6 protein-coding genes and 3 pseudogenes are annotated in these 11,482 nt (G+C 70.9%); 5 read left to right on the forward strand and 4 right to left on the reverse strand.

Features of this window, described 5'->3' with window-relative positions:
• Nucleotides 1-129: 129 nt before the first annotated feature.
• Nucleotides 130-1,533 carry a DUF2786 domain-containing protein gene (locus tag KBI5_RS21920; protein ID WP_085016309.1) on the reverse strand — a complete coding sequence of 468 codons (1,404 nt, stop codon included), beginning with the start codon at nt 1,531-1,533 and terminating at the stop codon, nt 130-132.
• Between the two features lie 463 nt (nt 1,534-1,996).
• Here KBI5_RS21920 and KBI5_RS28895 point away from each other — a divergent pair.
• Nucleotides 1,997-3,331: pseudogene (locus KBI5_RS28895) on the forward strand (BTAD domain-containing putative transcriptional regulator); the annotation flags it as partial.
• Nucleotides 3,332-5,122: 1,791 nt separating this feature from the next.
• Here the strand turns inward: KBI5_RS28895 and KBI5_RS21930 are convergent.
• From KBI5_RS21930 to KBI5_RS21945, 3 genes are all read right to left on the reverse strand, one after another.
• Nucleotides 5,123-5,992 (reverse strand): ABC transporter permease, encoded by an 870-nt coding sequence (locus KBI5_RS21930; protein ID WP_085016310.1) that lies wholly within the window; start codon nt 5,990-5,992, stop codon nt 5,123-5,125.
• The gene (locus tag KBI5_RS21935; protein ID WP_011436451.1) at nt 5,989-7,068 is read right to left on the reverse strand and encodes a daunorubicin resistance protein DrrA family ABC transporter ATP-binding protein; all 1,080 of its coding nucleotides are present in this window, start codon (nt 7,066-7,068) and stop codon (nt 5,989-5,991) included. The genes KBI5_RS21930 and KBI5_RS21935 overlap by 4 nt, the downstream gene beginning before the upstream one ends.
• Nucleotides 7,069-7,592: 524 nt before the next feature.
• The gene (locus KBI5_RS21945; protein WP_011436450.1) at nt 7,593-7,982 is read right to left on the reverse strand and encodes a helix-turn-helix domain-containing protein; all 390 of its coding nucleotides are present in this window, start codon (nt 7,980-7,982) and stop codon (nt 7,593-7,595) included.
• A gap of 108 nt (nt 7,983-8,090) precedes the next feature.
• On the opposite strand from KBI5_RS21945, the gene KBI5_RS21950 reads away from it, so the two are divergent.
• The 4 genes and pseudogenes from KBI5_RS21950 to KBI5_RS21960 form a co-directional block, all read left to right on the forward strand.
• Complete coding sequence (locus tag KBI5_RS21950) at nt 8,091-8,711, forward strand: NAD(P)H-binding protein (protein ID WP_085016311.1); 621 nt, start codon at nt 8,091-8,093, stop codon at nt 8,709-8,711.
• Nucleotides 8,712-8,731: 20 nt separating this feature from the next.
• Nucleotides 8,732-8,821: pseudogene (locus KBI5_RS28900) on the forward strand (oxidoreductase); the annotation flags it as partial.
• Between the two features lie 702 nt (nt 8,822-9,523).
• Nucleotides 9,524-10,651, forward strand: a complete 1,128-nt coding sequence (locus KBI5_RS21955) for a sulfotransferase (protein WP_011436448.1) — start codon at nt 9,524-9,526, stop codon at nt 10,649-10,651.
• Between the two features lie 168 nt (nt 10,652-10,819).
• Nucleotides 10,820-11,482: pseudogene (locus KBI5_RS21960) on the forward strand (pyridoxal phosphate-dependent aminotransferase family protein); the annotation flags it as partial.

The raw sequence follows: 11,482 nt of genomic DNA on the forward strand, positions 1-11,482 counted from the left end.
CCCCCACATGAGACGGCGAAGCCCTTCACTCCCAGCGGATGCGCGAGGTGCGCCCGCACGCGGGCCTGTCCCGCCCCGAACAGGATGATCGCGTGACCGGTGAGGCGAGGGCCGGCTCCGGCGCCATGGCTATCGGGACCGGGCGGTGGTCACCTCGCCGTAGGTGTGCAGGGAGGCGAGGTCAGCGGCGGCCCGGCCGGACGCCCACCCCTCGCCGTCGGTCGCGTTCACCGCCCGGGCGACGACCTGCGGGAACATCGTCTCGGCTGCCTCCTTCACGGCGTCGCCACGGGCGGCGAGCACAGGCAGCAGCCGGCTCTCGCCCGCCTCGACCGCGGCCTGTTCACTGGCCTGCTCGGTAGCGGCCGTCAGGCGTTGGCCGATCCGGACCGCGAACGAGGCGAGGAACGACTGGCGGAACGACCGGGTGCGGGACCGCCCGTGGCGGGACCCGGCCTGCATCATCGCCGCGGTCGCCTGGACCAGGAGCGAGGTGTACAGCAGTTCGACGGCGTCGAGGTCAGGCTGGAAACCGATCACCGTGGCGAACCCGAGGTTCTTTGTCCACACCGAACGGCATCGGTTTGCACCGGCGACCACGTCGAGCAGGCTGGCCTTGGCCGCCTCGTAAGGGCTGTCGACGCCGACCCGGCGGCCGGCCGGCTCGTCGCGGGTTCCCTCCCGCGCCGCGAGCAGCGCCTCGTCGATGCTGTGCCGGGCCATGAGCTGCTGTGCCTTGGCGGTCAGCGCCTCAGCCTCGTCCGCGAACCCGGTTGATTCGGCCTTCGCCAGCAGCGCCCGGACCTTGTCGAGGATGCGTGGGTCGGCGCTCCGGCCGGCCCCGGCCCGGTGGCCCGGGTCCGCCTGGCCGTGGCCGCGTCCCGCGGGGCGACCTGGTGGGTCGCGTCGTGTGGTGCCTGGCGGGGGGCACAGGGATTCGATCGCGGGAAGGGTGTGCAGAAGGGTGAGCAGACCAAGGGTGTCGGCAAGCGCCTCCGCCCGGTCCCGGCCCTCCCGGTCACCCCAGGCGTCCAGCCAGGTGCCGTCATCCTCCCACCACAGAACGGCGTTAAGATCATACAGCTGGTTCTTCCACCGCTCGTCGACGGTGGCGGCCGCGTATTGCCGCATCTGGCCGGCGATGGCGTCGACGGCGAGTCGCGCCTGGCGCTGGCCTGCCTGACGGTTCACGATCCGGTGCACGTCAGCCGGCTGCCAGCCGCGCTGCCAGGCGGCCTCGACGGTGCGGTCGAACCACCCGGCCAGGGACCGATTGACAACTCGGCGTCCGGCCGGCCCGCCCGGCGCGGCGACGAGCAACTCCACGTACTCGGCCAGTGCCGCCTCATCCCGGGCGAGCTGGGCGTTCAGCRCCGCCGCGACCAGCTGATCGGCGATCCGGCGAAACATCTCCCGCTGGCCGCGCTCCTCCTGGTAGAAGGCCCCTGCCCCGGACTCCGGCGCCTGGGCGCGGACACGGTTCGCGCGGGCCTTCTGTTTTGCCTTGCGTCGTTCCCGGTTCCGGCTGCCCACCCATCACCTCGCTCAGCGGGAGTCCTGATCTCTCGTCCCCAAGGATCGCATGTCGACCGGAGCGAGAAGGACCGACCCCAGGTTCGGTGATCAACTCCGCGGCCATACGGCAGAATGATCCACTTATTCACCTCGTTGAGGTTCGTCATGGCGATGTGCTCGGCGGGCGGCCCGAACGAACCAGCCCCGGACCATGCCGTCGCCCGGACCATGCCGTCGCCCGGACCATGCCGTCGCCCGGACCATGTCGCTCGACCGCGGAACCGGCCCTGGCAACGCTCCTGGGGACGTACGGATCGTTCCTGGCTGCCGTTCTAGACTGATCAGAGTGGTCGTGAGCCTCATGCTCCTGGACGGGGTGCGCTGGGAGGGCACCCCGGTGATGGGCGACCGCCCCCGGGCGTTGCTGGCGGCGCTGGCATCCGAGCCCGGCCGGCCGGTGCGGGCGCAGCGGCTGGCCGAGATGATCTGGGGCGAGGGGTCGTTGGCCAACCCGGCCAAGGGCCTTCAGGTGGTCGTCTCGCGGACCAGGGCGGCGTGCGGTGCCGGTGCGGTGGTGCGCGACGGTGACGGCTACCGGCTCGGTCTCCTGCCGACGCAGGTCGACAGCTGTCTGCTGGGCCGGCTGGTGGCCGAGGCCGCCGAGCTCGTCGCTGTYGATCCGCGGGCCGCCGTCGAGCGGGCCCGCGCTGCGCTGGACCTCGGCGCGGCGCTGCCGCCGGTGCCGGTGAACGGCTCCGGGCCGCTCGCCGGCGTGCGCCGGGCGGCCGGCCGCGACCTGGCGGCGGCCCGACTGCTGTTGGCCCGGGCCACGAGTCGTACAGGTGAGCATGCCAAGGCGCTCGGGCTCCTGGAGGCGGCGCACGCGCAGCAGCCCGACGACGAGGACCTGCTGGTCGACCTGCTACGCAGCGAGGCCGCGGTGCGCGGGCCCGCGGCGGCGTTGGGACGATTCGAGCGCTACCGCCGGGACCTGCGGGAACGGCTGGGGACCAGCCCCGGGGAGACACTCACCCGGGTCCAGCGCGATCTGCTCGCCCTCGACCGGCCCGTCCGGGGCGGGATCCGATACGACGCCACTCCCCTGCTGGGCCGCCAGCACGACGTCGAGCGGCTGCGGGCGTTACTGGACCGGTCGCGGGTGGTGTCGATCGTCGGGCCGGGTGGCCTCGGGAAGACCCGCCTGGCCCATCTGCTCGCCCGGGACAGCACGCTGCCGGTGGTGCACGTCGTCCACCTGGTCGGGGTGGCGGCGCCCGAGGACCTGATCGGCGAGGTCGGCTCCGCGCTCGGCGTCCGCGACTCGATCGGCGACCGCCGGGTGCTGACCCCCGCGCAGCGCGCCGACCTGCGCGCGCGGATCGCCGCGCGACTGGCGCGGGGGCCGGGCCTGCTGCTGTTGGACAACTGCGAGCATCTTGTCGCCGAGGTCGCCGAGCTGGTCGCCTTCCTCGTCACGGCCACCGCCGACCTGCGGGTGCTCACGACGAGCCGGGCGCCGCTCGCGATCGGTGCCGAGCGGGTCTACCTGCTCGGCGAGCTGGTCCGCGCCGACGCGGTCGAGCTGTTCAGCCAGCGTGCCACCGCGGCCCGCCCCACCGTCCGGCTCGACCGTGAGGTGGTCGGCCGGATCGTCGACCGGCTCGACGGGCTTCCGCTGGCGATCGAGCTGGCGGCGGCTCGGGTCCGGGCGATGTCGGTGGAGGACGTCGACCGGCGGCTGGCGGACCGGTTCGCCTTGCTGCGCGGCGGAGACCGCGCCGCCCCGGACCGCCACCGCACGCTGCTCGCCGTGATCGACTGGTCGTGGAACCTGCTGGCGGAGCCGGAACGGCGCTCGCTGCGCCGGCTGGCGCTGTTCCCGGACGGTTTTACCCTGGAGGCGGCGGAGGAGATCCTCGCCGCCCCCGGCCCCGCCGACGAGGCAGCGGGTTCCGATCCCGTCAACGCGGTCGACGCGGTGCAGAACCTCGTCGAACAGTCGTTGCTGAGCGTGCGCGAGCCGGCCGGCGGAGTGCGTTATCGGATGTTGGAGACGGTCCGGGAGTTCGGCCGGCTGCGGCTGGCCGAATCCGGCGAGCAGGTCGCGGCGCGACGGGCCCAGCGGGACTGGGCGGTCGGCTACGCCACCCGGCACGGCGTGGGTCTGGTCACGGAGCGGCAGTTCGCGGCGATCGACGCGATCGCGGCCGAGGAGACGAACCTCGCCGACGAGTTGCGTGACGCGGTGGCCGACGGCGACACCGAGACGGTCGTGCGGCTGCTGGCGGTGCTCGGTATGTTCTGGGCGATCCGCGGCGAGCACCTCCGGATGTCGGTGCTGATCGACGCGGTCACCGCGATGCTGTCCGGCTGGACACCGCAGCCCGCCGCGGCTCAGGCGGCCGTGGCTGCCGGGACCGCGATGGCGACGGTCGCGATCTTCGTGGGGGACGGGCTTCTCCCGGCGCCGATCCGCGAGCTGCTGGAGCGGCTCGGCCCCGAGGCTGCGGGCGACCCGTGGCTGGCCAACACGGCGCGGGTGCTGCTCGCCCTCGACCCGGCGCAGCCCACGGACACCGAGACACAGCTCGTGCGGCTGGCGGACGGCGCCGACCGGCACCTGCGCCTGGTCTGTCTGGTGTGGCTGGCCCATCTGCACGAGAACGCCGGTGAGGCACTGGCCTCGGCGGCAGCCGCCGAGCAGACGCTGGCCCTGGCCACACCGCGGGAAGGGCCGTGGCTGACGGCCATGGTGCACACCCGGCTGGCCGAGCTGACGATGCGGCGCGGAGATTTCGCCGTCGCCCGTTCCCACGCCCAGGCGGCCCTGCCGGTCCTGGAACGGCTCGGTGCCCGCGACGACGTCGCACAGCTGCGGGTGCTGCTGGCGTTCGACGCCGTCAACGGCGGCCGGCTCGACGCGGCCGAGGAGTATCTCGCCCAGATCGACCCGTCGGACGGGGCCGTGTACGGCGGCCCGATGATGGCGGCGATCGGCCGGGCCGAGCTCGCGATCGTGCGCGGCGACACGGCTGTGGGCCTGCGCCAGCATCTGGACGCGGCAGCGGGGATGCGGGCGTTGCGATGGCCCGGCGTCGCAACGACCGGCGTCGAGCCCTGGGTGCTGGCCGGCGACGCGGTGGCGCTCGCCGCCTTCGCCTGGCACGCGGCCAGCGCCGACGACCTCGCCACCGGCCACGACCTGTTTCGCGCCAGTCTCGTCCGGTATGCCGACGCGTTGCGACGCAGCCGGGCCACGATCGACTATCCGGCGTGCGGGACGCTGCTGTTCGCGTTCGGCGTCTGGGGCCTTCGCGACGGCCGGCCGGCCGGGATGCCGGCCGGGATGACAGTGCGGGAGGCGGTCCAGCTGCTCGCGCTGGCGAAGCGTTTCTCCTACATCGCGACGATCCCGTCGCTGGGGTGGGCCCGGGTCGAGGCGCTCGCCGAGCGCCGGGCACCCGGCGCACTCCCGGCAGCCCGGTCGGACGCCGAGGCCCGGCGCCCGGCACAGCTGTTCGACGAGGCGTGCATCCTCGTCGAACGGCTGGCCGAGCGGCTGGCCGATCTACCACCGGGCCGCGACGGGGCATCGCCGGGGCACGGGCTACAGGTGCCGCTTGTAGCTGACGACCGACATCGGCAGGAAGATCACGATCACGGTGAGACCGGTGAGCAGCGTCCAGCCGACCTGCCCGGTGAGCACGCCGTTGTTGGCCAGGTCCCGCGTGGCGGAGACCAGGTGTGACACCGGATTGACCCTGGTGAAGGTCTCCAGCCAGCCCGGCAGCGTCTTCGCCGGCACGAACGCGTTGGACAGGAAGGTCAGCGGAAACAGGATCATCATCGAGATTCCCTGCACGCTGCGGGCGCTGCGGGCGACCGTGCCGATCCAGGTGAACGCCCACGCGATCGCCCAGCCGGTCAGGACCGCGAGCACGATCGCGCCGAGCACGCCGGGCACGCCGCCGCCGGGCCGGTAGCCGAGGATCAGGCCCATCAGGTAGGTCAGGCTCGCCGCGATCAGGTAGCGGACCAGGTCGGCGATCATCGGYCCGGCCAGCGGCGCGATCCGGGACATCGGCAGGGACCGGAACCGGTCGAAGACCCCCTTGTCCATGTCCTCCCGCAGCTGCGTACCGGTGGCCATGCAGGTGGTGAGCACGGTCTGGGCGACGATGCCGGGGATGAGCAGCGGCAGGTAGCTGTGGACGTCGCCGGAGATCGCGCCGCCGAACACGTAGGCGAACATCGCGGTGAACAGCAGCGGCTGGAGCGCCACGTCGAAGAACTGTTCCGGGTTGCGGCGCATCTTCTTCAGCGCTCGCCAGGCCATCGCGAAGCTCTGGGTAAGGGTGTCCCCCACCCCGGCGCGGGCCCGGGTACGGGCAACGGCGGCTGCCGGGTCGACGGCCGAGGCCGGCCGCGGCGCGCCTGCGGCCGGCCCGGCCGACGGCCCGGCGAGAACGGTGTTCATCGAGTTACCTCCGTGGCGTGGTCGTCGGGGCCGGTCGCGTCCTGGTCGGGTACCGCTCCGGTCGGGCCGCCGGCGGTCTGCGGGTCGCCGGCGTCGCCCGGGTCGCCGGCGTCGCCCGGGCCGCCGTGGCCGGGACCGGCGCCGTGGCCGGTGAGGGCGAAGAAGACCTCGTCGAGGGTCGGTTTGGCGACACTGACCGAGGCGATCGCGACGGCGGCCCCGCGCAGCGCGATCAGCACGTCGGCGGCCCGGTCGGCGACGTCGAGCGGGACGTTGAGCCGGCCGGACTCGGGCGTGGTGACCGGCTCCTCGCCGAGCACCCGCAGCACCACCTCGCGGGCGCGCTCCTGGTCAGCGCCGGGGGCGAGCTGAAGCTGCAGCGTCGAGTCGCCGACCTGGGTCTTGAGCTCGTCCGGCGTGCCCTCGGCGACCTTGCGCCCGTGGTCGATCACGCAGACCCGGTCGGCGAGCTGGTCGGCCTCGTCCAGGTACTGCGTGGTGAGCAGGACGGTGCAGCCGTCGTTGACGAGCTCGCGGATGGTGTCCCACATCTGGCCGCGGGTACGCGGGTCGAGGCCGGTCGTCGGCTCGTCCAGGAAGATCAACGGTGGCCGGGTGATGAGGGACGCGGCAAGATCGAGGCGGCGGCGCATCCCGCCGGAGAACGCCGAGATCTGTCGTTCGGCGGCCTCCTCGAGACCGAACTGCTCCAGCAGCCGGCGCGCGGTGGCGCGCGCGTCAGCCGAGCGCAGGCCCTGGAGCCGGCCGAACAGCCACAGGTTCTCGGTGGCGGTGAGGTCCTCGTCCACGGAGGCGTACTGGCCGGTCACGCCGATGAGCTGACGGACCCGGTGCGGCTGGGCGGCGACGTCGACGCCGAAGATCTCGGCCCGGCCGTCGTCGATCGCCAACAGCGTGGCCAGCATCTTCAGCATCGTCGTCTTGCCGGCGCCGTTGGGCCCGAGCACGCCGAAGATCTCGCCGTGGTGCACCTCGAGATCGATGTGGTCGACGGCGTGAAAATCGCCGAATCTCTTGACCAGACCACCGGCCTGGACCGCGGGCATGGCTGTCATCCGTCTTCCTTCCGTGGGGTGTCGCGACAACGGGGGATCGACAACGGGGGATCGACAACGGGGGATCGACAACGGGGGCGTCGGGTCGAGGGAGGCGTCGGATGAGCTGGCCAGAACGCTAGACAACGGCGGTATCACCGCCCCTGCACGCCGGTTTCACCGGCCTTCGACCGGCCGCGCGGGCGGGACACAGGCGCCGCCACCGGCCGGAGCCGCCTCCGCTACCGACGGCCTGCCCGGTCCGCCCCGTGCCCGCCCGTATGCACGATGCGGGCAGGCACGTCACCCGCGAAGCAGAGTGATCGCGCGGCCGGCGGGACCGGCGGTCGTGGTGACGCCGGTGCGTTCGCCGATGGCGGGGGACGTCGGGGCGCTGGTCGAAGATGGCGAGGGTCCCGGTGTCGAACTGGAAACGGCCGAGGTAGCGGTCACGCTGTGGGTCTCGCTCGGCTGGATCGGCGTYGCTCCGCACGTTTCGGTATGTGTCCAGAACTGTGCGGCGCGTCGGCGATAGCCACGCCGCCTCATCCGGCGCGGTCGAGGCGGAGGGCGCGGTCATACGCCTCGCGGGCGTCGAGGAGCTGGTCCCAGTGCTCGGCGACCCAGGCGCAGGCGACCGCCATCGGCTCCAGCATGCTGCGGCCCAGCGCGGTCAGCTCGTACTCGACATGGGCGGTGGCCCTGGCATCCAGGACGGTGCGGGTGATCAGGCCGTCCCGTTCGAGGGAACGCAGCGACTGGGTGAGCACCTTGGGAGTGACCCGGCTCAGCGGCACGCGCAGCTCGGAGAACCGGCGCGGCCCGTCCTCAAGGCAGCGGATGATGAGCGCTGCCCACTTGTCGCCGAAGCGGATCGGGTTGAGCGAGGACGGGCACAGCTCGTCGAACATGTCGGCGGGCAGGGGCTTCCTCACCGCTTCACGATAGCCAGCCAGCCGGTATCCCCGCGGTAACCGCCATCCCCGATAGCGTCCGCGCACCGGCAGGCGCAAGGGCACCGGCATACGGGGAGAGGGGTTGCCGTGAACATTGTGGTGTTCGGCGCGGGCGGGCGTGCGGGGCGGCAGGTTCTCGCCGAAGCAGGTCGCCGCGGCCACCGGGTCACCGCCGTGATGCGCGACCCCGCACGTCATGGCGACCTGCCGTCCGACGCCCGGGTGGTTGCGGGTGATGTCACTGATGCGGTAAGTGTCGAGCGTGCGGCGGCCGGACAGGACGCGGCGATCAGCGCCGCGGTCGACCTGTCCACGCCGGCGCACGACTTCTTCACCGCGTCGTCCCGCACCTTGGCCACCGGGCTGGCCAGGGCGGGCGTGCGCCGCCTGGTGGTCGTCGGCCTCTCCTCGATCCTGCCGGGGGCATCTGGCGCCGCGTTGATGGACGAGCCCGGCTACCCGAACGAGTACCGTTCCTTCTTCCTCGGCCACGCGGCGGGCCTCGACGTGCTGCGCGCCTGCGAACTCGACTGGGTGTACGTCGCTCCCGCTGGGGACTTCGACCACGACGGGGCGCGCACCGGCCGGTACCGGGTCGCCGAGCACGGCGACCCGGCCAGCCGGATCGGGTACGCGGACTTCGCGATCGCGCTGCTCGACGAGATCGAGGAACCGCGCCACCACCGCGCCACCGTCAGCGTCCAGTAGGTGCCGATCCATGACCAGCGGGCGGTCGGATCATCACCATCGGCAGTAACGCCGCCGACCGGATCCCCGAGCCGGGTGGCAGCGTTTACGCGGCCAGCAAGTCCGCGCTGACCTATAGCCGTAACCCGTTCGCGATAAAATGTTACCCGCCGTTCTATGCCCGGACATCCACGCGCCTGGCCGGGCCCGCCGTTGTCACTTCAGGCGCGGCCATCAGGTTGTCAACGGCGGGGGATGGGTGGCGTGATGCGACCGTGGCGACCTCGGTTGCCGCGAGGCAGGAAGTATGGGCCCGAAGCAGCGGGGTATCAACCCACGGCCGTGCTGGCTCTGATGTTCGTATCAGCCGATCTCAATTGTCGATGGCTGGCCCCGGGCGCAGAACGTCGATCACCCACTCGTATCGGCTATGATTGGCTCGAAGTCAGTGGAGACCAGTATTTCGCCGGCATGTTCAGCTGCCCAGACTGCCGCACCCGGCGAACGGGTGCCGCCGATGGCCTACCAGGACGTTCGCGACAGTTGCGGAAGGGACGCGGTCATGACGTTCGCATTGTCATCCGGATCGACGGCCATATCTTGCACCGGGACCCGCCGGCGCGGATAAATCAGGAGCGGCATCGGGCACGGCGTCCAGAGCCGGCCTGGGAAACTGGATGTTTTCCGGCTGGCCAGCCGCGGAGACCCCTATACACCCTCCGTACGCTCCGCGAAAAGGCCGGTTCCACCTGCTGCCCCTCAGGGAGGAACCGGTCGTTGTATCTCGAGAATTTGTTGAAGCCGTCTGCTGACGGACCAGAGGAGCGTACTCAGTGGACAAGATCCAAACAATCGAGGAGCTACACACCACGGCATCCGATCTCACCGGACTCACCGACTTCGGCCCGGCGGACTATCTGGAAGGGCTCGAGGTGCTCCTGGCCTCCTATCAGGAAGAGGCGAGCCTGACGCCGCACGGCGTCCAGCTGGTCCAGGACGAGTTGTGCGGCATCCTGATGGCCCGCCTGTTCAGTGAGGCCGGGTGGCAGAGACATCCCGAGCACGCCCAGGTCCCGATCGAGAGGCCGGTGTTCATCGTCGGTATGCCGCGGACCGGCACCACCACCCTGCACCGGCTACTCACCGCCGACTCGGCCAACCAAGGGCTCGAACTGTGGCTGGGCTACGCTCCCCAGCCCCGGCCCGCACGCTCGACCTGGCCTACCAACCCGATCTTCCAGATGGTCCAGGGGGGCGTCGACAAGTTTGTCGAGCAACATCCCGGCTACCTGGGCATCCACAATCGCAAAGCCGGCGAGGTCGAGGAGTGCTGGCTGTTGACCCGCCAGTCGATGGTCTCGCCGTATTTCGAGTTCACCGGGTACGTGCCGACGTACTCCGCGTGGCTGGCAGGCCGGGACTCGACCGAAGCGTACCGGCGGCATCGCCGCAACCTCCAACTGATCGGGCTGCATGACCCCGGGCGACGCTGGGTACTCAAGTCCTCCAGTCACATGCCCTGTCTGGATGCCCTGCTGGCGACCTACCCCGACGCAATGGTGATCCAGACCCACCGCAGACCCGCTAGTACGGTACTGGGATCGGCGTGCAGCATGGCGAGCAAGCTTGCCGCGGGCATGTCCTCAGTTTTCCAGGGCGAGGTGATCGGCCCTACCCTGCTCGCACTCGCCACTCGCACTCTTGCGCGATTCGCCACGGAGCGGGCCAAACACGACCAGGCCAGATTCTACGACGTCGAATTCGACGAGTTCACCGCCGACCCGCTGGCGGTCGTCGCCGACATCTACCGCCACCTCGGATGGGACCTGGCCAACGAGGTCCGCCCGGCCATGTCGGCCGTGCTGGCCGAAGACGCACGCCTCCGTTCGCACCGCTACGACCTGGCCCAATTCGGCATCAGCGCCGAGGAAGTCGACTCCCGACTCGGCACCCTGCTCTGAACCGACCGGAACTCGGTGGCTCCGAACTCGGTGGCCCCGTCGTGGGCTGACCTGGTCTCGGCCTGCTCTGTTTGCGCCGTCCAGCGGTCTCGCATTTGCCCTTCCACCACCGAGCAACGAGAAGACGCCAACACTCCTGGGCCTAACTCGCCGAAATGAGGGACGATCATGACTGCCTTGTCCGCGGAGCCGGCGCTGGCCCGCTGGGGTTTCTCCGAATGGGTCGAAAGCGCGAGGCGAAGCGGTGAACTGATCGCGACTCCCGAGCTTGACGACCGCAACGACGCGGTCATAAGCATCAACGGCAGAAAAGTGGTCAACTTCGCCGGCATCGGCATCCTCGGATGGCAACACGACCCGGACGTGYGCAACGTCTTCGTCGAGACGGCGATGAACTATGGCCTGGTCGTCGGCGGCTCCCGAGTGGTTCAGGGCGTCGCCCGGCCACACCTGGAACTGGAGGCGCTGGTCGCCGAGATCACCGGCCGGCAGAAGGCGCTCACCTACGCCACCGGGCTGCTGGCCAACGTCGGGTTCGTGCACGCGATGAGCGCCAGGTTCTCGTTCAACGACCAGCCCGGCGTGGACAACGCCGACACGGTGTTCGTGCTCGACCGGGACAGCCACTGGAGCATGTGGAAGGCCGTTGAACGATTCAAGTTCGGACGTAACCTGATCAACTTCCGCCACAATGACATTGCCGATCTCAGGCAGGTGCTGGAAAACCTCCGCGGCCGGCGGGTCGTTGTCGGATTCTTGACCGTGTACTCCGACGGCTCGATGGCTCCGGTCGGCGAGATCCTCGACCTGTGCGACGAGTTCGGCGCGGTC

This window comes from Frankia sp. KB5 (assembly GCF_002099325.1).
Classification (GTDB): domain Bacteria; phylum Actinomycetota; class Actinomycetes; order Frankiales; family Frankiaceae; genus Frankia; species Frankia casuarinae.

Bases quoted from the DNA above. Each gene is read 5' to 3' on its own strand.
- KBI5_RS21935 (WP_011436451.1), bottom strand. From the start codon at position 7,068: ATGACAGCCATGCCCGCGGTCCAGGCCGGTGGTCTGGTCAAGAGATTC.